Source organism: Lentzea sp. NBC_00516, assembly GCF_036346835.1.
Taxonomy (GTDB): Bacteria; Actinomycetota; Actinomycetes; order Mycobacteriales; family Pseudonocardiaceae; genus Lentzea; species Lentzea sokolovensis.
In genome coordinates this window covers 9,349,349-9,374,441 of the sequence record NZ_CP107840.1, presented here as the reverse complement: position 1 = coordinate 9,374,441, position 25,093 = coordinate 9,349,349, and the positions used below count along the sequence as shown (strand labels likewise).

The following is a 25,093-nucleotide window of genomic DNA, read 5'->3' as shown; positions in this document are numbered from 1 at the left end:
TGCGTAGCGTCTTTGTAACAAGTCCTCGGCCTATTAGTACCAGTCAGCTCCAACCGTTACCGGTCTTCCACCTCTGGCCTATCAACCCAGTGGTCTAGCTGGGGGCCTTAACCCACGAAGGGTGGGATACCTCATCTTGGAACGAGCTTCCCGCTTAGATGCCTTCAGCGGTTATCCCTTCCGAACGTAGCCAACCAGCAATGCTCTTGGCAGAACAACTGGCACACCAGCGGTCCGTCCGTCCCGGTCCTCTCGTACTAGGGACAGCCTTCCTCAAGTATCCTACGCGCGCGGCGGATAGGGACCGAACTGTCTCACGACGTTCTAAACCCAGCTCGCGTACCGCTTTAATGGGCGAACAGCCCAACCCTTGGGACCTACTCCAGCCCCAGGATGCGACGAGCCGACATCGAGGTGCCAAACCATCCCGTCGATATGGACTCTTGGGGAAGATCAGCCTGTTATCCCCGGGGTACCTTTTATCCGTTGAGCGACCACGCTTCCACAAGCCATGGCCGGATCACTAGTTCCGACTTTCGTCCCTGCTCGACCCGTCAGTCTCACAGTCAAGCTCCCTTGTGCACTTGCACTCAACACCTGATTGCCAACCAGGCTGAGGGAACCTTTGAGCGCCTCCGTTACTCTTTGGGAGGCAACCGCCCCAGTTAAACTACCCACCAGGCACTGTCCCTGATCCGGATCACGGACCGAGGTTAGACATCCAATACGACCAGAGTGGTATTTCAACGTTGACTCCACACTGACTGGCGTCAGCGCTTCACAGTCTCCCACCTATCCTACACAAGCCGAATCGAACACCAATACCAAGCTATAGTAAAGGTCCCGGGGTCTTTCCGTCCTGCCGCGCGTAACGAGCATCTTTACTCGTAATGCAATTTCGCCGGGCCTGCGGTTGAGACAGTCGAGAAGTCGTTACGCCATTCGTGCAGGTCGGAACTTACCCGACAAGGAATTTCGCTACCTTAGGATGGTTATAGTTACCACCGCCGTTTACTGGCGCTTAAGTTCTCAGCTTCGCCCCGAAGGACTAACCGGTCCCCTTAACGTTCCAGCACCGGGCAGGCGTCAGTCCATATACATCGTCTTGCGACTTCGCATGGACCTGTGTTTTTAGTAAACAGTCGCTTCTCGCTGGTCTCTGCGGCCGTCTCGCCCTAGCCTGCAAGAGGCTTCAAGCGCTACGGCCCCCCTTCTCCCGAAGTTACGGGGGCATTTTGCCGAGTTCCTTAACCACAGTTCGCCCGATCGCCTTGGTATTCTCTACCTGACCACCTGTGTCGGTTTGGGGTACGGGCCGCGTGAAAGCTCGCTAGAGGCTTTTCTCGGCAGCATGGGATCACTCTACTTCGCCTCAATCGGCTACGCATCACGTCTCAGCCTTAATGAAGCACGGATTTGCCTATGCTTCGGCCTACACGCTTGCACCAGTACTACCACTCACTGGCGGAGCTACCCTCCTGCGTCACCCCATCGCTTGACTACTACAAGTTCAGGTCCCGCGCTCCACAGTCCCCATCGGCCCGAAGGCTTTCAGGAGGTGCTTTGGGCGGTTAGTATCACAAGGTTCATCATGGGCGCGTTCACACGGGTACGGGAATATCAACCCGTTGTCCATCGACTACGCCTGTCGGCCTCGCCTTAGGTCCCGACTTACCCTGGGCGGATTAGCCTGGCCCAGGAACCCTTGGTCATCCGGCGGACGAGTTTCTCACTCGTCTTTCGCTACTCATGCCTGCATTCTCACTCGCATAGCGTCCACGGCTGGATTACTCCGCCGCTTCAACCGCTACACGACGCTCCCCTACCCATCCCGAGTAAACTCGAAATGACACAGCTTCGGTGGTGTGCTTAAGCCCCGCTACATTGTCGGCGCAGGACCACTTGACCAGTGAGCTATTACGCACTCTTTAAAGGGTGGCTGCTTCTAAGCCAACCTCCTGGCTGTCTGTGCGACCCCACATCCTTTCCCACTTAGCACACACTTAGGGACCTTAGCTGGCGTTCTGGGCTGTTTCCCTCTCGACTACGAACCTTATCGCCCGCAGTCTCACTGCCGCGCTCTCACACCACGGTATTCGGAGTTTGGTTGATTTCGGTAAGCTTGTAGGCCCCCTAGACCATCCAGTGCTCTACCCCCGTGGTGAAACACACGACGCTGCACCTAAATGCATTTCGGGGAGAACCAGCTATCACGGTGTTTGATTGGCCTTTCACCCCTAACCACAGCTCATCCCCCAGGTTTTCAACCCTGGTGGGTTCGGGCCTCCACGCGGTCTTACCCGCGCTTCACCCTGGCCATGGCTAGATCACACCGCTTCGGGTCTAGACCACGCGACTCAAGCGCCCTATTCAGACTCGCTTTCGCTACGGCTACCCCACACGGGTTAACCTCGCCACGTAGCACTAACTCGCAGGCTCATTCTTCAAAAGGCACGCCGTCACCCCTAAAGGCTCCGACGGATTGTAGGCACACGGTTTCAGGTACTATTTCACTCCCCTCCCGGGGTACTTTTCATCTTTCCCTCACGGTACTAGTCCGCTATCGGTCACCAGGGAGTATTTAGGCTTAGCGGGTGGTCCCGCCAGATTCACAGCGAATTTCACGAGTACGCTGCTACTTGGGAACACTCTAAACAGACGATAGGTTTTCGAGTACGGGAGTTTCACCCTCTACGCTCACGCTTTCCAGACGTATTCCTCTAACCACACGTTTTCTGACTGTTTGCCAGTTCGGCAGAACTGACCAAGAGGTCCCACGACCCCGCGAATGCAACCCCTGCCGGGTATCACACAGACGCGGTTTAGCCTCATCCGCTTTCGCTCGCCACTACTCACGGAATCACGGTTGTTTTCTCTTCCTGCGGGTACTGAGATGTTTCACTTCCCCGCGTTCCCTCCACATACCCTATGTGTTCAGGTATGGGTGAACCCACATGACTGGGTCCGGGTTTCCCCATTCGGAAATTCTAGGATCTCAGCTCGGTTGACAGCTCCCCTAGACTTTTCGCAGTCTCCTACGTCCTTCATCGGCTCCTGGTGCCAAGACATCCACCGTATGCCCTTACTAACTTGCTACAAAGATGCTCGCATCCACTGTGCAGTTCTCAAAGAACAATCAGACCCACCTGCTCGATTGCGAACGCCGGCCCGATCCAAAGACCGAGTGGTTCATCCGCGGCAAGTAGCCGATCACCGAAAGACACACAAAAGCGTGTTCTCTCAGGACCCAACAGCGTACCGATCTGTTCACCCAGCCCTCTCGACACCTTTCCACGCAGGCAAGCCTGCAGTACTTACTGTCGAAACAACCGAACGTCTAGCCAGCCAGCATCCACTAATGAGCCTCACCCAACATCAAGGTCGGGTTGAGTTCTGACCACTGCTCAAGACATTCGCTTGAGGTCAGCGGTAGATGCTCCTTAGAAAGGAGGTGATCCAGCCGCACCTTCCGGTACGGCTACCTTGTTACGACTTCGTCCCAATCGCCAGTCCCACCTTCGACCGCTCTCCCCCTTGCGGGTTGAGCCACGGGCTTCGGGTGTTACCGACTTTCGTGACGTGACGGGCGGTGTGTACAAGGCCCGGGAACGTATTCACCGCAGCGTTGCTGATCTGCGATTACTAGCGACTCCGACTTCACGGGGTCGAGTTGCAGACCCCGATCCGAACTGAGACCGGCTTTATGGGATTCGCTCCACCTCGCGGCTTAGCAGCCCTTTGTACCGGCCATTGTAGCATGTGTGAAGCCCTGGACATAAGGGGCATGATGACTTGACGTCATCCCCACCTTCCTCCGAGTTGACCCCGGCAGTCTCCCATGAGTCCCCGGCATTACCCGCTGGCAACATGGAACGAGGGTTGCGCTCGTTGCGGGACTTAACCCAACATCTCACGACACGAGCTGACGACAGCCATGCACCACCTGTGAACCAGCCACAAGGGAGGCTCTATCTCTAGAGCTTTCTAGTCCATGTCAAGCCCAGGTAAGGTTCTTCGCGTTGCATCGAATTAATCCACATGCTCCGCCGCTTGTGCGGGCCCCCGTCAATTCCTTTGAGTTTTAGCCTTGCGGCCGTACTCCCCAGGCGGGGTGCTTAATGCGTTAGCTGCGGCACAGAGGGCGTGGAAGCCCCCCACACCTAGCACCCACCGTTTACGGCGTGGACTACCAGGGTATCTAATCCTGTTCGCTCCCCACGCTTTCGCTCCTCAGCGTCAGTGTCGGCCCAGAGACCCGCCTTCGCCACCGGTGTTCCTCCTGATATCTGCGCATTTCACCGCTACACCAGGAATTCCAGTCTCCCCTGCCGAACTCAAGTCTGCCCGTATCGACCGCAAGCTTGGAGTTAAGCCCCAAGTTTTCACGGCCGACGCGACAAACCGCCTACGAGCTCTTTACGCCCAATAATTCCGGACAACGCTCGCACCCTACGTATTACCGCGGCTGCTGGCACGTAGTTAGCCGGTGCTTCTTCTGCAGGTACCGTCACTTGCGCTTCGTCCCTGCTGAAAGAGGTTTACAACCCGAAGGCCGTCATCCCTCACGCGGCGTCGCTGCATCAGGCTTTCGCCCATTGTGCAATATTCCCCACTGCTGCCTCCCGTAGGAGTCTGGGCCGTGTCTCAGTCCCAGTGTGGCCGGTCACCCTCTCAGGCCGGCTACCCGTCGTCGCCTTGGTAGGCCATTACCCCACCAACAAGCTGATAGGCCGCGGGTCCATCCCATACCGCCTGAACTTTCCACCACAAGACATGCATCCCGTGGTCGTATCCGGTATTAGACCTCGTTTCCAAGGCTTATCCCAGAGTACAGGGCAGGTTACCCACGTGTTACTCACCCGTTCGCCGCTCGTGTACCCCGAAGGGCCTTACCGCTCGACTTGCATGTGTTAAGCACGCCGCCAGCGTTCGTCCTGAGCCAGGATCAAACTCTCCAATAAGGATTATGTTTGATCGCTCCAGACGGAATATGTCTGGCATCAATCTGGTCTTGCCTCAAAGGAACTACCTCGACGAGGAGGTAATTCATATATTACTGGCTGTGTTTCGGCACGCTGTTGAGTTCTCAAAGAACACGCGCACACCGCAGCTAGTCTCACGGAGAGATGTCGCTTCCGGGGCTGTGTCGTACTTAAGCTTTGTGATTGAAACTTCCGACGCCCTTGGCCTCTGAGCTCAGAAGAGCTACCGGCTGGGTCTTCGTCGTTTCCAGATCACCCACTCTACCACAGTCCATGGAAGCTTGGTTCGTGATCTGCGTCGCGCTCCGTTCCGGTGTTCCCGGCCCGTTCCTCGCTGACATGGAGAAAGTTACACGCACGCCAACGCAGGGTCAAATCGGGGGCACCATGGTCGCCCGCGGTTAAGAAACCGCAGGTCAACAGCCCCGTACAGGACCCATGAACAAGCTATCCCAGGCTCGATCCCCGCACACTGTGACCGCGATCACAGCCAGAAAGATCGAAGGCCGCCGGTCCCAGGTGGGATCGGCGGCCTTCTACGACCAGAACGTGCAGGTCAGAGCTCTACGTGCACGCTTGCGTTGTTGCGCTTGCCGCGGCGGAGCACCAGGAACTTGCCGTGGAGCAGATCCGACGACGCCGGCTTCCACTCCTCGTCGGTCACCTTCGCGTTGTTCACGTAGGCACCGCCCTCGTTGACCGTCCGCCGCGCGGCACCCCGGCTGTCCGCCAGGCCCGACGCGATCAGCAGGTCGACGATCGTGGGCTCGTCCGCCAGCCGCACCTGGCCCTTGGGCGCCTCGGCCAGTGCCGCCTCCAGCACCGACGCGTCCAGGTCACGCAGCTCGCCCCGGCCGAACAGCGCCGACGACGCGAGGATGACCTGCTGCGTCGCGCGTTCGCCGTGGACCAGGTCGGTGAACTCCTGCGCGAGACGCTTCTGCGCGGCACGCTGGTGCGGCGCCTCCGCGGTCTGCTTCTCCAGCTCGTCCAGCTCCTCACGGGTGAGGAACGTGAACAGGCGCAGGTAGTTCAGCACCGTGACGTCGTCGGCGTTCACGAAGTACTGGTACCAGGCGTACGGCGACGTCATCTCCGGGTCGAGCCACAGGTTGCCGCCGCCGGTGGACTTGCCGAACTTGCGGCCCTCGGCGTCGGTGACCAGCGGCGCGGTCAGCGCGTGCACGTGCTTGCCCTCGACCCGGCGGATCAGGTCGACGCCGCCGACGATGTTGCCCCACTGGTCCGAGCCGCCGACCTGCAGCGCGGTGCCGTACCTGCGGTTCAGCTCCAGGTAGTCGTTCGACTGCAGCAGCAGGTAGCTGAACTCGGTGTACGACATGCCGTCGCCTTCGAGGCGGCGCTTCACCGTCTCCCGCGACAGCATGACGTTGATCGAGAAGTGCTTGCCGACGTCGCGCAGGAACTCCAGCGCGCTGATCTGGCCCGTCCAGTTGAGGTTGTTCTCGACGACGGCGCCCGTGGGCGAGTCGTCGAAGTCCACGAACCGCTCCAGCTGGCCGCGGATGCGCTCGGCCCACTCGGCGACGGTGTCCAGCGAGTTCAGCGTGCGCTCGCCGCTGTCGCGCGGGTCGCCGATCATGCCCGTGGCGCCACCCGCCATGACGATGGGCCGGTGCCCCGCCTTCTGGAAGCGCCGCAGCATGAGCAACGGGACCATGTTGCCGGCGTGCAGCGACTTCGCCGTCGGGTCGAAACCGCAATAGAGCGTGAGCGGGCCGGCGTCCAGGTCCTTCCGGAGTGCGTCGAGGTCGGTGGACGTCGCGATCAGGCCGCGCCAGGACAGTTCGTCAAGGATGTGCTCGCTCACGGCACTCATTCTCCCCTACCTGCCCAAACCGAATTCGGGGTGCCTACCTGAGCAGCGCACGGGCGGCGGCCTGACGGGCGTGCCCGAGCAGCTGTGCGGTGCGCGCCTCGCCGTGGCGATGACCGGTGGACCGGTGCAGCGCGAGTGCGCGTTCGCCACACGCGAGTGCCTGGGGCAGGTCGCCACTGGTGAGGTGGACGTCGAGCAACACGGTGAGCGCCTGAGCCGCGGCGATGCGGAACCCGACCCGGTCGGCCTCGGCGAGCGCGTGTTCGGCCAGGATCCGCGCGTGGTCGTGGTCGCCCAGCCGGAGATGACAGGCGGCGAGGCCGGAGAGGGCGACGACCTCGGCATAACCGGTGTTCGCGTCACGTGCGAGCCGCAGCGCGCGATCGTGGTCGGCGCGAGCCTCGGCGGCTTGACCGAGGCGCAGGCGGATTCCGCCGAGGGTGTTGAGCGCGTTGGTCCGCACCGGGAGGTGGCCGGTGTCTGCGGCCAGCGCGACCGCCTCGACGGCGCTGTCCAGCGCGCGGTCGTGTTCGCCCTGGTCCAGCCAGATCTCGGCGAGGACGCGCAACGACTCCGCCTCGGCACCGCGGTCGCCGATCTCCCGGTGCAGGGCCAGTGCCCGGCTGACGTGGTCGTGCGCGGCGTCGAACCGGCCGAGCAGGTGGTAGGTCTCGCCGAGGTTCGCGAGGTTCACCGCCTCGTTGCTGCGATTTCCGAGTCGGCGGTGCAGGTCGAGCGCGCGGGTGTGGTGCTCGGCGGCACGGTCGAGTTCGCCCTGCAGCTGGCAGACGAGGCCGAGGTTGCCGAGTGTGTTCGCCTCTCCCGCCACACGTCCGGTCCGGACCGCCACCTCGAGGCTCTGCCGGTAGTGCTCGGCGGCCGCGGGCAGCTCGCCCAGCCAGAAGTACGCGGTGCCCAGGTTGCTCAGCGCGATGTTCGCGCCGCCGAGCCATCCGCCGGACCGTGCCTGCTCGACGGCCTGGGTGTAGTGCTCGATCGCGATCCGGTAGCGGCCGTGCAGCCGGTGCAGGTCGGCGAGGCTGAGTTCGGCCGCTGCCCGGCCGGTCGGCTCGTCGGCGGAGGTGGCGGCGGTGAGACCTGCGGTGGCGATCGCCAGCCATTCGACCGTGCACATCCGCAGCCAGCAGTAGCCGCGCAGCGAGTCGGCCAGCAGCCAGGCGACCCGCGCCGGTCCCCGCTCGGCTGCCAGCCGAGCGGCGGCGACGAGGTTCGGGAGCTCGGTGTCGAGCCACGCCAGCGCCTCCGCCTGCGCGTCAAAGCCCTGTGTCGCAACGGAGATGGGCAACCGGATCCGTTGCGGGAAGAGCGTCAGCGCGCCTGCGTCGACACCGCCGAGGTACCAGTCGAGCAGCCGGCCGGTGGCCTCCGCCCGTTCGGCGTCGTTCTCCTCCCGCTCGGCCGCGTACAGCCGGAGCAGGTCGTGGAACGCGTAGCGGCCTGGCGCCGGTCGCAGGAGCAGGTGCGCGTCGGCGAGCAGTGCCAGCGCCGGTCCGGCGTCGGCGCCGATCAGCGCCGTGGCGGCGGAGACACCGAAGTCGGGTCCGGGGACGAGACCGAGCAGCCGGAACAGCCTGGCGGCCGCCGGTGGCAGGGCCGCGTAGGAGTGGTCGAACGCGACCCGCACGGCCGTCTCGTCGTCGCCGACGACCGAGAGGCGGTCGAGCCGGTCGTCGGCCGCGAGTTCGGTGACGTGGTCGGAGATGGTCCGTTCGGGACGCAGGGTCAGGTTGGCCGCCGCGATCCGCAGGGCGAGCGGCAGGAACCCGCACAGCCGGGCGAGATCGACCGTCGCGCCGGGGTCGGCCTCGGCGCGGGCGGCACCCAACGTCCTGACGAGCAACGCGTGCGCCTCCTGCGGAGTGAGCACGCCGAGCGCGAAGTAGGCCGCACCGTCACGGGCGACCAGGCCACCGAGGCCGTATCTGCTGGTCACGACCACTGCGGAGCCGGGACCACCTGGAAGCAACGGGCGCACCTGCTCGACGTCGCGCGCGTCGTCGAGCAGCACCAGCATCCGCCGGTCGGCGAGCAGCGTCCGGTAGAGATCGGCGGCGCGGTCGAGGTCAGGCGGAATCTGCCCGGCCGGCACTCCCAGCGCCGACAGGAACCTGGACAACGCCTCGACCGGCGGCATCGGTGCGGCCGGCGCGTGTCCGCGCAGGTTCACGTACAGCTGGCCGCCGCCGAACCGGTCCCGCACGCGGTGCGCCCAGTGCACGGCGAGCGTGGTCTTGCCGACTCCGGCCGCTCCGGCGATCACCGCGATGGCCGTCGTTTCCCTTGTGCCACAAGCAAGTGCGTCGAGCCGGTCCAGGTCGCCCGCCCGTCCGGTGAAGGCCGAGATCGCCGTGGGCAACTGCGCGGGAGTCGCGGCCCGCGGCACGGGATCGGCGGAACGGCCCCAGTACGCACCGAGCGCGTCGCCGCCGGCGAGCACGGCCTGTTCCACCTGCCTCGGGACGGAGCTCGGTTCGATCCCGAGTTCTTCGACCAGGGTGGCCCGCAGCCGCCGGAACGCGGCGAGCGCGTCGCTCTGCCTGCCCGCGCCGTAGAGCGCGAGCATCAGCTGCGCCCAGAACCGTTCGCGCAGTGGATGCTCCCGCACCAGCACGGCCAGTTCGGCGGCGAGCTCGGCGAACCTCCCGAGCCGCAGGTCGAGGTCGACCCGGCGTTCCAGCACCGCGAGCCGCCGTTCGTCGAGTCTGGTCGCGGCCGGACGGCAGGAGTCGAGCGCGATGTCGTGCAGGGCGGGTCCGCGCCACAGGTCGAGTGCCGCCCGCAGCGAGCCGGCGTCGGTGAGCTCCTCGAACCGGTCGGCGTCCAGCTCTCCCGCCTCGACCCGCAGCAGGTAGCCGGGCGGCCGGGTCAGCAGCCGGCCGGAGGGCAACACCCGCCTCAGCCCGGCGACGCAACCGTGCAACAGACTCCTCGCGCTGGCCGGCGGCACCTCACCCCACAGGTCGCTGACCACCTGATCCCGCGAGACCACCCGGTTCGCCTCGATCAGCAGCAACGCGAGCAGTCCCCGTTGCTGCGGCCCGCCCAGCACGACCGGCCGGCCGCCGGCCAGCACCTCCAACGGTCCGAGGATCCTGAACTCGACGGGCACGGCGGACCTCCACTGGTTGGGAGAACACCCAGTGAAGAGCCGCCGCGCTCAGCCGCGATACGTCAGAACTCGCAGTCCTCGATGTCACCGAGGTCGACGAAGCAGAGGTCGCCGCCGAATCCGCCGATGACGGTGTCATTGCCCGAGATCCCGTCGACGGACCGGATGATGTCCGCCGACTGCCCACCACGCAGCACGTTCGCGCTGCTGTTGCCGGTGATGACGTTGGCGCCGACGCCGCCGTTGACGTTCTCGACGTCGATCCGGTTGTTGTCGCCCTCGCCCTGTTCGCCGTCGTTGGCGACGCTGTCCAGGCTCACCGTCAGCGTCCGGCCGGCGCCGGACTGGCGTGCGCTGTAGTTCGCCGTGTCGATGCCCGCGCCACCTTCGAAGGTGTCCGGACCGTCCAGTGCCACCAGCGAGCCGGAGCTGTCGTTGCCGTCGCCACCGATCGCGGCGTCGTTGCCGAGACCGCCGATCAGCTCGTCGTTCCCCGCCTCGCCGAAGAGGAGGTCCCTGCCGTCCTCACCGGTGATGAGGTCGTCGCCGTCGCCACCGAACAACGTGTCGTCACCGCTGCCACCGGACAACCGATCCCTGCCGTTGCCGCCGTGGACGCTGTCGCTGAACGGGCCGCCGAAGAGCCTGTCGTTGCCATCGCCGCCGACCAATGCCCCGCTGCCGTTCGTGACCAGTCTGAGGGTGTCGTCACCGGCGCCACCCTCGAGGAAGCTTCCCGCTGTGAGCGTGTCGTTGCCGGGGCCGCCGTCCACGCTCGTCTGGCCAGGGCCCGCGCTCAGGTCGATCACGTCGTTGCCCGAGCCGCCCACGACCCGCGTGACGTCGGAGGCGATGTTGTCGCGCTCCCCTGCCGCGCCGTCGTTGGCGTTGCCGTCGAGGGTGACGGTGACCGGCGTCGTCCTGCCGCTGTAGAGGACGGTGTCGACACCGTTGAACGGATTGTCGGGGCTTCCGATGAACATGTCCGCGCCGTCCGCGGCCGCATCCGAGACCATCGTGTCGTTGCCGGCGCCACCCTCGAAGCGGTCGTCCCCGGCGCCGAGGCACACGGTGTCGTTGCCACCCAGCCCCACCACGACGTCGTTGCCCCCACCAGCGAAGATGACGTCGTTGCCCGCGGTGCCGATGATCGAGTTGTTGCCGTCGTCGCCGGATCTCGTCACCGGTAGCCCGTTGCAGGTCACCGCCGCGCCGGCGGGCGCCGCCGGGATCAGCAGCGCGCCGACGAGCCCGGCGGTGACCAGGATTGCCTTTCGCATCAATGTTCCTCCCCTTGTCGTGGGGAGGACGTTGCCTCGGCGGGCTGGGCAACTTCTGGGCATCAGCTGGGAGAACGGGTTTCGACGTGCTACCTGGGCGGGAAGTCCATCGACATGACGGACCCACGTGATGCGGAGTTACGCCGGCCGACCGAGCACATGCCGCGCGTGAACGAGCCGGTTGTCGAGGAGCAGGTCGTCGAGCGCGACGACGACTACCGCAGGGTGCGGACGGTGCGGACCGTCTGTGCGGTCATTGACGTCGTGTGCTGGACGTTCGCCATCGTGCTGTTGGTGCACATCTTCCTGGTGATCGCGGGTGCGAACGCAGGCAACGGGTTCTTCCAGTTCGTCGCGGGGTGGGCGGACGGCATCACCCTCGGCCTGGACGGCCTCTTCACGCCGGAGAACGCGGCCGTGGCCACGCTGCTCAACGAGGGCCTGGCCGCGCTGCTGTGGCTGGTCATCGGTGGTCTGCTGACCGCGCTGATCACCCGCATCGCGCTGCCGGTCGGACACCGTCGCGCCTGGTACCGCAGGACTACGGCCGTCCGCTGATAGTGCGGCGCGGCAGTTCCACGCCAAGGCTCTCGGCCCAGTCGAGAGCCTTGGCGAGTGAGCTTTCGCCTGTGAGTGTCGTGGCGGCGGTGTGCATCGTGCACCGCCGCCACTGCTCTGCGTTCAGCGTCAGGTGATCAACCTGCGGCAGCGATTCGACGTCCACGTCCGCGCGTGACACGTCGAGGACGCGCAAGTTCGGCAGATTGGGCAGTTCGACGCGCGCACCTTCGACCTTGAGACGGGTCAGCCGTTCGAGCGCGGGCACGTCCACAGCAGTCGCGGTGACTTCGAGGCGTTCCAGCGGCAGGTGTGCCAAGCCGTCGATCCGCAGACGTCGTCCGCTCAGTTTCAGGTCCTGCAGGTCCGCCATGCTCGCGAGCGGCGCCAGATCAGCGTCGCCCAGCTCTCGCAGGCCGAGCTCCCGCAGCGTCGGGAACTCGCTTCCCAGGTAGGCGACCACGTCGACCTCGTAGTCCGTGACGTCGTAGTGACCCTTCATGCCGCACGACTCAGGGCGTTCGGGCGAACGGTGCCACTCGGTCACGGAGTCCGCGAGGAGTTCGAGCGGGTAGCAGGCCAGAGAAGGCTGGATGACCTGGCCGACGCGACCACGCGGGCCAGGAGCGAGGTCGACGCACAGGGCGGCACCGGACGGATACCGCACGATCGGCACCCAGAGCGGATGGTGGCCGACGAGCCGCACGGCGTCTCGGGGCGCCGTGTACGGGATCGGCTCCGCCCAGTTGCCCGGGTCGTGCGCCAATTGGGCCTCGTTGTCCAGAAGGTGTTTTCGCACAGTCAGGATCTCGTCTGCGGGCAGCAGCACGTGGTCGCCGAAGTCAGAGAACCCGCTGCGATACAGGTCGTGCACCTCGGCCGGCAACGGCACGCCGAGCTCGGCTTCGACGGCCGCCAACGGACCGGTCGCTGACACCTCGGTCCGCTCGTACGGTGGGATGACGTGACGTGGCCGTGGTTCGAACACAACGGTGTAGCTCGGCGTCGGGTAGCCGGTGCTCTGATCGATGCCGTCGGTCAGCAGCGCTGTGAACGCTCCATCTGACTCCACTCTCATTTCGACGACCACGTTGCCGTCAGCTCCAAGCGCGGCCAACGACTTGAGTCGCCAGATGTCCGGGTCGTCTTCTGACAGACCAGACGTGATCCTGTGGTCCGTGTATCCGCTGTCGCACGTGGCACGTAGCGTCAGGAAATCCGTCTTGGCATGGACAGCGAGTTCGGCGGCCACCTCGGCCAGCAGCTTCTCCACGTACGTCCCCCCAGAACGTCGAATGGACCCGTACCTTAGCCCGGTGGCCGAGTACGAGTTCGACGTCGCCCCTTCGTTCGCCGAGCAGGACCGCGCCCAGGTCGAGCCGATCGTGCGGCGCCTGGTGGAGCTCGGCGTCAAGGTCTACTACGACGAGGACCAGCTGGTCACGCGGTGGGGCATCAACTTGGTCGAGCACACCACGGAGACGTTGACGCACAAGGTTCGCTACGTGCTGATGTTCGCCTCACGGCACTACGTTGAGCACAAGTGGGCACGGCACGAACGCAGGACCGCGCAAGCATGGGCGTTGGAGCAGCAGAACGACTACGTGCTGCCGATCAAGCTCGACGACACCGAGGTGCCGGGTCTGCTGCCCAGCATCGGGTTCCTGGACCTGCGCGTGCACGAACCCGAGGTGATCGCGCAGTCCGTCGTGCAGAAGCTCGCGCAACACCGTGCCGAGTTCACGTCCGCGACCCCGATCACGCCCAAGTCGGTGGCCGCGCTGGTGCGGGAGAAGCCGCGCGGCTGGGAGTACCTGCTCTACGCGACCGTTGTGGCGCAAGGACTTGCCGAGCTGCAGCAGAAGTACCGCGAACACTTCCTTCGTTACTCGCCGCGCAACGGGACGGTCGAGCACGGCAACGGGATCGACCTGATCCGGGACCGCAACGTGCTGCTGAGCGAGATCATCAAGGTGGCGGTGGAGTCGGTCTTCACGGCGGACACCCAGGAGGCCGCGTTCGGCAGGTCCGGCGAGGCGGGGGACGCGGACCAAATCGTGCACCTCGGCGAGCTGTTCGTGCGGACGTTCGACGAGATCCTCGACTGGGCGCGGGGCATCCACGGGACCAGTTATGCGAACGATCAGGCCCGTGCCGCGGCGAGGGTGCAGGCGCGGTTCGCCGACCGGCAGCTGGAGGCGATGCACGGGGTGGCGCGGGATCTGCGCGAGGTGGCGGACACGCTGGTCGAGCGGTTGACGGCCGGGGAGCGGATCGACATGACGGTGCCGCTGGTGTTCGAGGTGGAGCCCGCCCTGGAGCTGGAGTTCAAGGCCGCGCTGGACAGGCTGTCACGCTGACGGGCGGCGTTTGCCGCCTCTCTTGTAGGTCGACACGGCCGGAGAGTCGATCCAGAACCGCCACGGCACGTCCATCGCCACGGCGACACCGACGCGTGGGCCGGCGAACACCTTCGTAGCCGGTTCGCCTGCATAAAGACGCACGGGCGAGTCGGTGGACGTCAGGTCGAGGCCGTTCTGCGTGCGGTCGAGCCCGAGGACCTTGCACAGCCGTGCGGGTCCCTTGGCCAGTTCGGCGGCGGAACGGGAGGCCGGGCGGCGCGAGAACGCGATGTCCTCACCGGAGACCACTTCGCCCGCGCGCAACAAGACCGCGCCGGGGACGCCGTCGGTCAAAGACACGACGTTGGCGCAGAAGTGCATGCCGTAGACGAAGTAGACGTACAGGAAGCCGGCCGGGCCGAACATGACCTCGTTGCGCGGGGTCTTGCCGCGGTAGCAGTGGGACGCCGGGTCGTCGCCGCCCCGGTAGGCCTCCACCTCGACGATGCGCACCCGCACGCCGCCTGCCTCCAGGAACGAACCGAGGAGGAGCTGGGCGGCATCGACCGGGTCGATGGCCAGCTCCTCCCTGGTCAGGAGCCTAGAACTCACGTGCGGAAGCAGCCTTTGCCACGAGTGCGTCCAGCTGTTCGCGGACGCGGACGGGGGCCGTGCCGCCCTGGGCGTCGCGCGACGCGATGGAGCCCTCGACGGTCAGCACCGAACGGACCTCGGAGGTCAGGGCGGGCGAGATCGCGAGGAACTCGTCGTCGGTCAGGTCTTCCAGGCCGACGCCGCGGGACTCGGCCGCGCGGACGCACGCGCCGGCTGCCTCGTGGGCCACGCGGAACGGAACGCCTTGGCGCACAAGCCATTCCGCGATGTCCGTGGCCAGGGTGAAGCCGGCCGGAGCGAGCGAGGCCATCCGGGCGACGTCGAACTTCAACGTCGCCACCATGCCCGCGAAGGCCGGAAGCAGGAGTTCCAGCTGCTCGACCGAGTCGAACAGGGGTTCCTTGTCCTCCTGCAGGTCGCGGTTGTACGCGAGCGGCTGGGCCTTCAGCGTCGCCAGGAGCCCGGCGAGGTTGCCGATCAGGCGGCCCGACTTGCCGCGCGCGAGTTCCGCGACGTCCGGGTTCTTCTTCTGCGGCATGATCGAGCTGCCGGTGGACCAGGCGTCGTCGAGCACCGCGAAGCGGAACTCGGCGGTGGTCCAGATGATGATCTCCTCGGCCACGCGGGAGAGGTTCACGCTGATCATGGCCAGCACGAACGCGATCTCGGCGGCGAAGTCGCGGGAGGCGGTGCCGTCGATCGAGTTCTCCACCGGGGCGTAGAAGCCCAGGTCGGCGGCCACCTTCGCGGGGTCCAGGCCGAGAGAGGAACCAGCGAGAGCGCCCGAGCCGTACGGGGAGAAAGCGGCGCGCTTGTCCCAGTCATGCAGGCGGTCGACGTCGCGCAGCAGCGAGTGCGCGTGTGCCAGCAGGTGGTGCGACAGCAGCACGGGCTGTGCGGACTGCAGGTGCGTGCGGCCCGGCATGACGGCACCGAAGTGCGTCTCGGACTGCTGAGCCAGCGCGTCCACCACGTCCAGCACACCGGCGGCGACACGACGGGCCGCGTCGCGCAGCCACATGCGGAACAGCGTGGCCACCTGGTCGTTGCGGGAACGGCCGGCGCGCAGCTTGCCGCCCAGCTCGGTTCCGGCGCGGTCGATCAGGCCGCGCTCCAGGGCCGTGTGTACGTCCTCGTCCTCCAGCACCGGGGTGAAGGCGCCGGACTCGACGTCGGCGAGCAGCTCGTCGAGCGCCTTCTGCATGCCGGCGAGCTCTTCGTCCGTCAACAGACCGGCCGCGTGCAGCACACGGGCGTGCGCGCGCGAGCCCGCGATGTCGTACGGCGCGAGCCGCCAGTCGAAGTGCGTCGACAGCGACAGCCGTGCCATCGCCTCGGCCGGTCCCGACTCGAACCGGCCACCCCACAAAGAACTCATCACACGCAACTTTCAGCTGGCGAAGTCGTAAAGCGATTCTTCCGAACGGGCGACGAGACCGACCACGCGCCCCTGGTACAGCGCGACGTCGACCTCGCCGGAACCCGACGGCAAAGCCATCCGAGCGACCCGCACCGCGACCGAGCCCAGGCTGGACTTCACGACGCCGGCACGGAAGTTGAGCTCGCGGACCGCCTCGGCGACGGAGACGGTCTCGCCGTCCACCGCCACCGGCACACCCGCGTCGAACGTCAGAACGGCGTGCACGGGCTCATTCATCGACGGAACCCGAGGCCAGCGCGGTGATCCGGTCGGAGAGCTCGGCGCCGGTCATCGGCTCGCGGGCCACGACGAGGATCGTGTCGTCACCCGCGATCGTGCCGACGACCTCGTGCAACGCCGCGCGGTCCAGCGCGGAGGCCAGGAACTGCGCGGCGCCGGGAGGAGTGCGCAGCACCGCGAGGTTGCCGGAGAAGTCCGTCGACACCAGCAGCTCGGCCAGCACGCGGACAAGGCGCGTGGTCCCGCCCTGGACGCCGCGCACGGGACTGCCGTCCTCGGGGATCACGTAGACCGGCGCACCGCCGTCAGGGCCGCGCAGCTTGACCGCGCCCAGCTCGTCGAGGTCACGCGACAACGTGGCCTGCGTGACGTCGATGCCTTCCGACGCCAGCAGTTTCGCGAGCTCGGACTGGCTGCGGACGGCACGCTGCGCCACCATCTCGACGATGCGGCCCTGACGGGCGGTGCGGGTCATGACGACTGCTCCAGCAACCACACGAGCAACGCCTTCTGCGCGTGCAGCCGGTTCTCGGCCTCCTGCCACACCAGCGACTGCGGGCCGTCGAGCACGTCGTCGGTGATCTCCCAGCCGCGGTGCGCCGGCAGGCAGTGCAGCACCGTCGAGTCCGGCTTCCCGGTGGCGGCCAGCAGATCCGCGTTCACCTGGTACGGGCGGAACGGGCCGACGCGGTCCTTGCCGTCGTTCTCCTGTCCCATCGACGTCCAGGTGTCGGTGACCAGCACGTCCGACCCGTCGACCGACTCACGCGGGTCGCTGATCAACGCGACCGAACCACCGGTCTCGGCGGCACGCTTCTTGGCGTCCTCCAGGAACTGCGGGTTCGGCACGAATCCCTTCGGTGCGCCGATGCGGACGTGCATGCCGGCCGTGGCACCGCCGAGCAGCAGCGAGTGCGCCATGTTGTTGGCGCCGTCGCCCAGGTACGTGAGCGTCAGGCCGGCCAGCTTGCCGTAACGGCGGCGGATCGTCTGCAGGTCCGCGAGCACCTGGCACGGGTGGAACTCGTCGGTCAGCGCGTTCACCACGGGAACGCGCGACACGGAGGCCATCGCCTCCATGCGTGCCTGCGCGAACGTCCGCCACACCACGGCGTCGACGTACCCGGACAGGATCCGCGAGGTGTCCTCGATGGTCTCCTCGCGGCCCAGCTGCATCGACCGGCCGTCGATGATCACCGGGTTGCCGCCGAGCTGCGCGATGCCGACCTCGAACGACAACCGGGTGCGCGTCGAGTTCTTCTCGAAGATCACCGCGACGGACTTGGGGCCCGCCAACGGCTTCGCGGTGAACCGGTCCGCCTTGTAGGCGTCCGCGAGGTCGAGCACCGCCGCCTGCTCCGAGGTGGACAGGTCGTCGTCGCGCAGGAAGTGCTTCGGGCTCACGGCGTCTCCTCGAAGAAGGTGGGAAGCGCGGCGACGAAGGCCTGCGCGTCGGACTCTTCCAGAACCAGGGGCGGGGCGAGCCGCAGCACGTCGGGCTGGATCGGGTTGATCAGGTAACCGGCCTTCTGCGCGGCCGCCGCGACCTTCGCCGAGACCTTCTCGCGCAGCATGATGCCGAGCAGCAGGCCTGCTCCCCGGACACCGGAGATCGCCGGGTGGTGCAATGCCTCCACGCCCGCGGCGATCTCCTTGCCCACGGACGAAACGTGCTCCAGCAGGCCTTCCGAGGCGATCGTGTCGAGCACCGCGAGTCCGGCGGCGCAGCACACCGGGTTGCCGCCGTAGGTCGTGCCGTGGTGGCCGGGCTTGAACAGCTCCGCCGCCGCGCCGAAGCCGATCGTCGCGCCCAGCGGCAGACCGCCGCCGATGCCCTTGGCCAGCGTCATGACGTCCGGCACGATCCCGGCCTGCTGGAACGCGAACCACGTGCCGAGCCTGCCGACGCCGGTCTGCACCTCGTCGAGGATGAACAGCGCGCCGTGCTCGGACGTGATCCGGCGGACCTCCTGCAGGTAACCGGCGGGCGGCACCATGACGCCCTGCTCGCCCTGGATCGGCTCGACGATGAACGCCGCCGTGTCGTCGTCGATCGCGGCCTCAAGTGCTGCCACGTCACCGAACGGGACGTGCGAGACACCGGGCACGAGCGGTTCGAACGGCGCGCGCTTCGGCTCCTGGCCGGTGAGCGTCAGCGCGCCCATCGTGCGGCCGTGGAACCCACCGAGCGTGGATACGATCTTCGTGCGGCCGGTGAGGCGCGCCATCTTCAGCGCCGCCTCGTTGGCCTCGGCGCCGGAGTTGCAGAAGAAGACCTTGCCGGGTTCGCCCGCGAGGTCGAGCAGGCGTTCGGCGAGCTTCAGCGCGGGCTCGTTCACGTACAGGTTGCCGGTGTGGCCGAGCTTCGCGATCTGCGTCGAGACCGCCTCGACGATCGCCGGGTGGGCGTGGCCCAACGCGTTGACCGCGAGACCCGTCAGCAGGTCGACGTAACGGTTTCCGTCCGCGTCCCAGACGTGCGCGCCCTCACCTCGCTCCAAAACCAGCTGAGGTGTGCCGTAGTTGTCCATCATGGACTGTTGCCACCGCGAGGTCACTTGTCCCCCAAGACCATCGTTCCGACACCTTCAGTGGTGAAGACTTCGAGCAAAACGCTGTGAGCCAGCCTGCCGTCGATCACGTGCGCCTGCGGAACGCCGCCGCGCACCGCGCGCAGGCACGCCTCCATCTTCGGCACCATGCCGCTTTCCAGGTCCGGCAGGATCTTCTCCAGCTCGGCCGCGCGGATCTCGTTCAGCAGCGACGAGCGGTCCGGCCAGTTCGCGTACAGGCCCTCGACGTCGGTCAGCACAACGAGCTTCTCCGCGCCGAGAGCGACCGCGAGAGCGCCTGCCGCCGTGTCCGCGTTCACGTTGTGCGGCACGCCGTGGATGTCCGGCGCGACCGACGACACGACCGGGATGCGGCCCGCACGCACGATGTCGAGCACCGCGTCCGGGTTGACCTCGGTGATGTCGCCGACGAGGCCGATGTCGACCTCCTCGCCGTCCACGATCGCACCGCGGCGCGTGGCTGTGAACAGGTGCGCGTCCTCGCCGGAGATGCCGACGGCGTAAGGACCGTGCTGGTTGATCAGGCCGACGAGCTCACGCCCGACCTGGCCGACCAGGACCATCCGCACGACGTCCATGGCCTCCGGCGTCGTGACGCGCAGGCCGCCGCGGAACTCGCTGTGGATGCCGAGCTTGTCGAGCATCGACTTGATCTGCGGGCCGCCGCCGTGCACGACGACCGGGCGCAGGCCGCACAGCCGCAGGAACACCATGTCCTCGGCGAACGCCTTCTTCAGCTCGTCGTCGATCATGGCGTTGCCGCCGTACTTGACGACCACGAGCGCACCGCGGAAACGCTCCAGCCACGGCAGCGCTTCTACGAGGACCGCCGCTTTTTCTTGTGCGTTCATGAGGAGTAAGCGCTGTTCTCTTCGACGTAGTCGTGGGACAGGTCCGTGGTCAGCACGGTGGCTTCGGCGTCACCGACGTTGAGGTCGATGACGATCTCGACGTCACGGCCGGACAGGTCGGCCTCGCTGCGGTCTCGGTCGCGGGTCCCGTTTCGGTAGAGCGACACTCCGTTGATCAGGATCTGCAGCACGTCCGGGTCGATCTCGGCGTCCGCGCGGCCCAGCGCCATCGCGATGCGGCCCCAGTTCGGGTCGCTGCCGAAGAGCGCGGTCTTCACCAGGTTGTCCTCGGCGACCGTCCGTCCGATGTGGACGGCCTCGGCCTCGGTGGCGGCCTGCTTGACGGTGATGCTGATTTCCTTCGTCACACCCTCGGCGTCACCCTGCAGCTGCTTGACCAGGTCACCCGAGACCTCGGTCAGCAACGCGGTGAAGTCCTCGAACGCGGGCTCGACACCCGAAGCGCCCGAAGCCAGAACCAGCACGGTGTCGTTGGTGGACGTGCCGCCGTCGACGTCGAGCCGGTCGAACGTCCTCGACGTGGCCAGGCGCAGCGCCTTGTCCAGCGAGTCGCCGGAGATCTTGGCGTCGGTGGTGATGACCGACAGCATCGTGGCCATGTTCGGCGCGAGCATGCCCGCGCCCTTCACGAACCCGCCGACGGACCAGCCCTGCTCGGAGGCCTTCCACGACTGCTTGGGGCGGCTGTCCGTGGTCATCACGCCGGTGGCGGCGTTGAGCCCGGCCTCCACCGAGGAGTCCAGCTCCTTCGCGACGTTCTCGACGCCGGTCAGGATCTTGTCCATCGGGAGGCGCTCACCGATCAGGCCGGTCGAGCAGACCGCGACGTCGACGGCGCCGGTGCCGAGCACTTCGGCGACCTTCTCCGCGGTGGCGTGGGTGTCCTGGAAACCCTCGGGGCCGGTGCACGCGTTGGCACCGCCGGAGTTGAGCACGACCGCGGTGAGGCGCCGGGACTGAACCACCTGCTGCGACCACAACACCGGCGCGGCCTTCACCTTGTTCGTGGTGAAGACACCCGCGGCGGAGTCGGAAGGCCCGTCGTTCACGACGAGCGTGAGGTCGAGAGCACCGGAGTCCTTGATTCCGGCGGCGATCCCGGCGGCCCGGAAGCCCTGGGGGCCGGTGACGCCCTTGTTGCGGTTCACGGAGCGACTCCAACGGTCGAGAGGCCGGTCGTTTCCGGCAGTCCGAGAGCGAGGTTCATGCACTGGACAGCGGCACCGGCGGTGCCCTTGGCCAGGTTGTCGACGGCGGCCACGACCACGAGCCTGCCCAGGTCCTCGTCGACGGTGACTTGCAGCTGGACGGCGTTCGAGCCGAGAACGGCGTTCGTCGTCGGCCAGAAACCTTCGGGCAGGAGGTGCACGAACGGCTCGTCCGCGTACGCCTTCTCGTAGGCCTCGCGAACGTTTGCGGTGTCTTTGAGCTGGGCCGAGCAGGTGGCGAGGATGCCTCGCGACATCGGCGCGAGCACCGGTGTGAAGCTGACCTTGATCGGCCGGCCGGCCGCCGCTGAGAGGTTCTGGGTGATCTCGGGCGTGTGCCGGTGCGCGCCGCCGACGCCGTACGCACTGGCGGAACCCATGACCTCGGAGCCGAGCAGGTTCGCCTTCAACGACTTGCCGGCGCCGGACGTGCCCGACACGGCGACGATGACGACCTCGTCCTCGATCAGGTCCACCGCCGGAGCCAGAGCCAGCGAGGACACCGTCGGGTAGCAGCCCGGAACGGCCACGCGGCGTGCGCCCACGAGCGCGTCCCGCTGGCTGGGAAGCTCGGGAAGCCCGTACGGCCAGGTGCCCGCGTGCTCGCCGCCGTACCACCGCTTCCAGTCGTCGGCGCTGGTCAGCCGGTGGTCGGCGCCGCAGTCGATCACGACCGTGTCGTCGCCGAGTTGCTCGGCCAGCGCGGCTGAGTGACCGTGGGGAAGTGCGAGGAACACCACGTCGTGGCCCTTGAGGGTCTCGACTGTGGTGTCTTGTAGATGTCGGTCCGCGAGCGGCAGGAGGTGCGGCTGGTGCTTGAACAGTCTGTCGCCGGCGCTGCTGTTGGCCGTCAGCGCGCCGATCTCGATGTCCGGGTGGCCGAGTAGCAGGCGGAGCAGCTCGCCACCCGCGTACCCGCTGGCGCCCGCGACCGCGATCCTCACTGTCATGCGCATGATTATGCACGGTCATGCAAACTCACTCAACAGGAGCGTGGCCACCTGGCCACCCGATCGGGGCCACCTGGCGCTGTGGGGCGCCGAACGCGGTCGACGATGATGATCCGCGTGAACGTGAAGGTGCGCGACGGGTTGTGGGCGGCGGTTGCCCTCCTGTTGGCGCTGGTGACGCTGTTCGCGCCGCTCGGCAGGCCGGTCCACTGGTGGCTGGTCGTGGCGTCCGCGCTGTGGGCGGCCGCGCTGGTGCCGCTCAGCGCGCGCTGGCCGCGGTGGGCGATCGTGCTCACCGCTCCCCTCAACGGCGTCAACAACCTGCTCGCCATCGCCCCGACGTCGCTCGTCGTCTTCCGCGCTGCCCGGTCGGTCCGTTCGCAGGGTCAGCTGTGGGCGCTGGTGGGCGTCACCGCCGTGTTGCAGGCGGCGTTCGGCGGCCTGCACTCGTGGCGAGCCGGCGACAGCATGACGGAGTACGTGCTCGGCACCCTGTTCTCGGTCATCTTCCTGCTGATCTCCCCCGCCGTGTCCGGAGCGCTCATCGGGCGGCGCAAACCGTTGACGCAGGTGCTGATGGAGCGCAACGACTACTTGGAACACGCGCGCGCGTTGACCGCGAGCACCGCGAGGTCAGCTACGCGCGCACACATCGCGAGCGAGATGCACGACATGCTCAGCCACCGCCTCCGGCAGCTGACCGCCCACGCGGGCGCGCTGGAGCAGTCCGCCGCCGAACAAGCCCCTGAACTGCGCGAACAGGTCGAGCTGATCCGCAGGACGTCCGCGGTCGCGATGGAGGAACTGCGCGAGATCCTCGGCGTGCTCGGTACCTCCTCCGAACACGACGAGGACGCCGGTACGCGCGCGGACGTCGAACGGCTCGTGGCGGCATCCGCGGCAGCAGGCCTCTCCGTCCACCTCGACTGGTCAGGCGCTGATCTGGCCGATGCCGACGCACGTCTTCGCAGGGCTGTCCATCGGGTCGTGCGTGAAGCACTCACGAACGTGCACAAGCACGCGCCGTCAGCTCGCACGCGGGTGTCCGTGGACGTCGCCGACCGGGTGCGGGTCGAGGTCGTCAACGGTCCCAGCGCCGCGCCCAGGGGTGCCGGGACCCGTCGCGGGCTCATCGGCCTGGAGGAACGTGTCGCGCTGATCGGCGGGTCGTTCCTCGCCGAGGTGCCCACCGGCGCCGGGTTCCGGGTGACCGCCAACCTGCCGTCGCACCCGGTGGTGCAGGAGGAAACGGGTGCGTCGGGTGCCGTGGTGGAGGCGCCGCCACCGATCACCGCCGAGATCCTGACCGTGCCGCGCGTGGTCGGCGGCGGATGTCTGGCCACGCTCTCGCTCGTCCCGGCGCTCGGCACGGTGTTCGTGCTGCTTCTCGTCGCGACCTTCGGCCGCGATGAGATCACCCGGCAGGAGTTCGACGCGTTCCAGCCGTCGGTCACGCACGAGCAGGAGGTCACCGAGACGTTCGGCTTCGGGGTGCCCTCGGATCACGGCGGGTGCTTCCGCTACCACGTGAGCGAGTCCGGCGACCGCGACTTCGAGCTGTGCTTCGACCGGAACTCGGGCCTGCTGACCGCGAAGAGGGAGCTCGCCCGATGAGGTTCGTCTGGCCGTCGCTCGCGTTCCTGGTGGGCCTGGTGCCGCTGATCGCCCCGCTGGCACCGGTCCCCCACCCGGCGCTGACCGTCGCGACCGCGCTGTGGATCGCGGCTCTCGTGTGGCTCGCTCCGCGCAAACCCGAGTGGGCGCTGCTGCTCACCGCGCCGCTCTTCGCCGTCAACAACCTGTGGGCGCAGGCCATCACGACGTTCGTGGTCTTCACCGCGTGCCGTCGCGTCACGCCCCTGCGCCGCTTGTGGGCGTTGCTCGGGATCATGATCGCGCTGCAGTCCGCGTTCAGCCTGCTCCAGGAGAGCTACCAGAACATGCCGTTCTGGGAGGCCGTGGCCGGTGCGGTCATCGGTTCGATGTTCTTCGTGCTGTTCCCCGCGGTGTCGGGCATGCTGCTCGGCCGCCGCAGGCCGATGGTCCGGCTCCTGCAGGAACGCAACGAGTACCTCGAACGCGCCCGTGCGCTGACCGCCGCGTCGGCCCGTTCCGAGGAACGCGCGCACATCGCCGGCGAGATGCACGACATGCTCGGGCACCGGCTCAGCCTGATCTCCATCCACGCCGGAGCCTTGGAGCTGACGACCGCCCGCAAGGCCCCTCAACTGCACGAACAGGCCGAGCTGATCCGCACCACGTCGTCGCTCGCGATGGCCGAACTGCGCGAGATCCTCGGCGTGCTGCGAACGAACCCCGAACCCGAGTCGCTCGACGAGGACACCGGCACCCGTTCCGACATCGCCGCGCTGGTCGAGGCGTCCGGACTCGCCGCGTCCCTCGACTGGTCCGGCGAGGACCTGCACGGCGCCGACTCCCGCACCCGCCGCGCCGTGCACCGGGTGGTCCGCGAGGCCCTGACCAACGTCGCCAAGCACGCCCCGTCCGCCAGGACGCGGGTGCAGGTCGTGGTCCAGGGAGGCCGGGCCCGCATCCAGGTGCTGAACGGGCCGTCGCCGGCGACTCCCGGCAAGGGCACCCGGCGCGGCCTGATCGGACTGGAGGAACGCGTCGGGCTGCTCGGCGGCTCGTTCAGCGCGGGCCCGCCGGTCGAGGGCGGTTTCCGGGTGGCGGCGGACGTGCCGCTGCACCCGCCTGCCCAGGCCGACCAGGCCAGTTCCGAGGTCGCCGAGGTACCTCCGCCGCTCGCTGCCGAGGTCCTGACCGTGCCGCGGGTGCTGGGCGGTGGCTGTCTCGGTTTGCTGGCGTTGCTGCCGATCGCGGGCGCGTTGCTGGTGTTGCTGCTCTTCGCGCTGCTCAACCCGACGCAGATGAACGCGCCGTACTTCGACTCGCTGAAGGTGGGCGTCACCGAGGAGGGGGACGTGTACGACCAGTTCGGCGTCGGGCAGCTCGGTGTGGACGGGTGCTCGCGGTTCCGGACGTCGCACAACCCCGACCTGCAGTACAAGCTGTGCTTCCGCGACAGCAAGTTGTCCTCGAAGGTCCAGGAGCGCCCGTAG

Annotated in this window: 17 protein-coding genes and 2 rRNA genes; 4 read left to right on the top strand and 15 right to left on the bottom strand. The window is 66.9% G+C overall.

Annotation, left to right across the window (positions count from 1 at the left end):
• Positions 1 to 13 precede the first annotated feature (13 nt).
• The 5 genes from OG205_RS43645 to OG205_RS43625 all read right to left on the bottom strand — a co-directional run bounded on the left by OG205_RS43645 (position 14) and on the right by OG205_RS43625 (position 11,232).
• A 23S ribosomal RNA gene (locus tag OG205_RS43645) occupies positions 14 to 3,096 on the bottom strand.
• Positions 3,097 to 3,444: 348 nt separating this feature from the next.
• Positions 3,445 to 4,961: ribosomal RNA gene (locus OG205_RS43640) — 16S ribosomal RNA — on the bottom strand.
• Together the 16S and 23S rRNA genes form the textbook arrangement of a ribosomal RNA operon.
• Before the next feature lie 577 nt (positions 4,962 to 5,538).
• On the bottom strand, positions 5,539 to 6,813 hold the full coding sequence (tyrS, locus tag OG205_RS43635; protein ID WP_330273608.1) for a tyrosine--tRNA ligase: 1,275 nt from the start codon (positions 6,811 to 6,813) through the stop codon (positions 5,539 to 5,541).
• A gap of 43 nt (positions 6,814 to 6,856) precedes the next feature.
• Positions 6,857 to 9,952: an AfsR/SARP family transcriptional regulator gene (locus tag OG205_RS43630; protein ID WP_330273607.1), complete on the bottom strand. Its 3,096-nt coding sequence runs from the start codon at positions 9,950 to 9,952 to the stop codon at positions 6,857 to 6,859.
• 62 nt (positions 9,953 to 10,014) lie between these two features.
• On the bottom strand, positions 10,015 to 11,232 hold the full coding sequence (locus tag OG205_RS43625; RefSeq protein WP_330273606.1) for a calcium-binding protein: 1,218 nt from the start codon (positions 11,230 to 11,232) through the stop codon (positions 10,015 to 10,017).
• A 159-nt stretch (positions 11,233 to 11,391) separates the two neighbouring features.
• Between OG205_RS43625 and OG205_RS43620 the strand changes: the two genes are divergently transcribed.
• Complete coding sequence (locus OG205_RS43620; RefSeq protein ID WP_330278367.1) at positions 11,392 to 11,790, top strand: hypothetical protein; 399 nt, start codon at positions 11,392 to 11,394, stop codon at positions 11,788 to 11,790.
• Here OG205_RS43620 and OG205_RS43615 read toward each other — a convergent pair.
• Positions 11,774 to 13,063, bottom strand: coding sequence for an SMI1/KNR4 family protein (locus tag OG205_RS43615; RefSeq protein ID WP_330273605.1), 1,290 nt, complete (start codon positions 13,061 to 13,063; stop codon positions 11,774 to 11,776). The two genes, OG205_RS43620 and OG205_RS43615, sit on opposite strands and share 17 nt — an antisense overlap.
• A gap of 43 nt (positions 13,064 to 13,106) precedes the next feature.
• On the opposite strand from OG205_RS43615, the gene OG205_RS43610 reads away from it, so the two are divergent.
• A complete protein-coding gene (locus tag OG205_RS43610; RefSeq protein WP_330273604.1) occupies positions 13,107 to 14,150 on the top strand; it encodes a toll/interleukin-1 receptor domain-containing protein in 1,044 nt (347 codons plus the stop codon).
• Here the strand turns inward: OG205_RS43610 and OG205_RS43605 are convergent.
• Genes OG205_RS43605 through argC form a run of 9 tightly spaced genes read right to left on the bottom strand, consistent with a single transcriptional unit; the run spans position 14,142 to position 22,010 of the window.
• A complete protein-coding gene (locus OG205_RS43605) occupies positions 14,142 to 14,744 on the bottom strand; it encodes a DNA-3-methyladenine glycosylase (protein ID WP_330273603.1) in 603 nt (200 codons plus the stop codon). The genes OG205_RS43610 and OG205_RS43605 overlap by 9 nt on opposite strands.
• On the bottom strand, positions 14,734 to 16,125 hold the full coding sequence (gene argH / locus OG205_RS43600; RefSeq protein ID WP_330273602.1) for an argininosuccinate lyase: 1,392 nt from the start codon (positions 16,123 to 16,125) through the stop codon (positions 14,734 to 14,736). Before argH ends, OG205_RS43605 begins: the two co-directional genes overlap by 11 nt.
• Before the next feature lie 12 nt (positions 16,126 to 16,137).
• Positions 16,138 to 16,404, bottom strand: coding sequence for an argininosuccinate synthase (locus tag OG205_RS46880; RefSeq protein WP_442916680.1), 267 nt, complete (start codon positions 16,402 to 16,404; stop codon positions 16,138 to 16,140).
• Positions 16,397 to 16,882, bottom strand: coding sequence for an arginine repressor (locus OG205_RS43590; RefSeq protein ID WP_330273601.1), 486 nt, complete (start codon positions 16,880 to 16,882; stop codon positions 16,397 to 16,399). The genes OG205_RS46880 and OG205_RS43590 overlap by 8 nt, the downstream gene beginning before the upstream one ends.
• Positions 16,879 to 17,811 carry an ornithine carbamoyltransferase gene (gene argF / locus OG205_RS43585; RefSeq protein ID WP_330273600.1) on the bottom strand — a complete coding sequence of 311 codons (933 nt, stop codon included), beginning with the start codon at positions 17,809 to 17,811 and terminating at the stop codon, positions 16,879 to 16,881. The genes OG205_RS43590 and argF overlap by 4 nt, the downstream gene beginning before the upstream one ends.
• Positions 17,808 to 18,941 (bottom strand): acetylornithine transaminase, encoded by a 1,134-nt coding sequence (locus OG205_RS43580; protein WP_330273599.1) that lies wholly within the window; start codon positions 18,939 to 18,941, stop codon positions 17,808 to 17,810. Before OG205_RS43580 ends, argF begins: the two co-directional genes overlap by 4 nt.
• A 20-nt stretch (positions 18,942 to 18,961) precedes the next feature.
• Positions 18,962 to 19,831 (bottom strand): acetylglutamate kinase, encoded by an 870-nt coding sequence (argB, locus tag OG205_RS43575; RefSeq protein WP_330273598.1) that lies wholly within the window; start codon positions 19,829 to 19,831, stop codon positions 18,962 to 18,964.
• Positions 19,828 to 21,000, bottom strand: a complete 1,173-nt coding sequence (argJ, locus tag OG205_RS43570; protein WP_330273597.1) for a bifunctional glutamate N-acetyltransferase/amino-acid acetyltransferase ArgJ — start codon at positions 20,998 to 21,000, stop codon at positions 19,828 to 19,830. The genes argB and argJ overlap by 4 nt, the downstream gene beginning before the upstream one ends.
• Positions 20,997 to 22,010 (bottom strand): N-acetyl-gamma-glutamyl-phosphate reductase, encoded by a 1,014-nt coding sequence (gene argC / locus OG205_RS43565; RefSeq protein WP_330273596.1) that lies wholly within the window; start codon positions 22,008 to 22,010, stop codon positions 20,997 to 20,999. The genes argJ and argC overlap by 4 nt, the downstream gene beginning before the upstream one ends.
• A 117-nt stretch (positions 22,011 to 22,127) precedes the next feature.
• Between argC and OG205_RS43560 the strand changes: the two genes are divergently transcribed.
• Both OG205_RS43560 and OG205_RS43555 read left to right on the top strand, forming a co-directional pair.
• Entirely contained in the window at positions 22,128 to 23,624 is a 1,497-nt protein-coding gene (locus OG205_RS43560; RefSeq protein ID WP_330273595.1) for a sensor histidine kinase, read from the top strand.
• Positions 23,621 to 25,093 (top strand): sensor histidine kinase, encoded by a 1,473-nt coding sequence (locus OG205_RS43555; RefSeq protein ID WP_330273594.1) that lies wholly within the window; start codon positions 23,621 to 23,623, stop codon positions 25,091 to 25,093. The genes OG205_RS43560 and OG205_RS43555 overlap by 4 nt, the downstream gene beginning before the upstream one ends.

Excerpts from the sequence above, each read along its gene's own strand:
- OG205_RS43625 (WP_330273606.1), bottom strand. The coding sequence starts at position 11,232 with ATGCGAAAGGCAATCCTGGTCACCGCCGGGCTCGTCGGCGCGCTGCTG.
- OG205_RS43620 (WP_330278367.1), top strand. The coding sequence starts at position 11,392 with ATGCCGCGCGTGAACGAGCCGGTTGTCGAGGAGCAGGTCGTCGAGCGC.
- argH (WP_330273602.1), bottom strand. The coding sequence starts at position 16,125 with ATGAGTTCTTTGTGGGGTGGCCGGTTCGAGTCGGGACCGGCCGAGGCG.
- OG205_RS46880 (WP_442916680.1), bottom strand. The coding sequence starts at position 16,404 with ATGAATGAGCCCGTGCACGCCGTTCTGACGTTCGACGCGGGTGTGCCG.
- OG205_RS43590 (WP_330273601.1), bottom strand. The coding sequence starts at position 16,882 with ATGACCCGCACCGCCCGTCAGGGCCGCATCGTCGAGATGGTGGCGCAG.
- OG205_RS43580 (WP_330273599.1), bottom strand. The coding sequence starts at position 18,941 with ATGATGGACAACTACGGCACACCTCAGCTGGTTTTGGAGCGAGGTGAG.
- argB (WP_330273598.1), bottom strand. The coding sequence starts at position 19,831 with ATGAACGCACAAGAAAAAGCGGCGGTCCTCGTAGAAGCGCTGCCGTGG.
- argC (WP_330273596.1), bottom strand. The coding sequence starts at position 22,010 with ATGACAGTGAGGATCGCGGTCGCGGGCGCCAGCGGGTACGCGGGTGGC.
- OG205_RS43555 (WP_330273594.1), top strand. The coding sequence starts at position 23,621 with ATGAGGTTCGTCTGGCCGTCGCTCGCGTTCCTGGTGGGCCTGGTGCCG.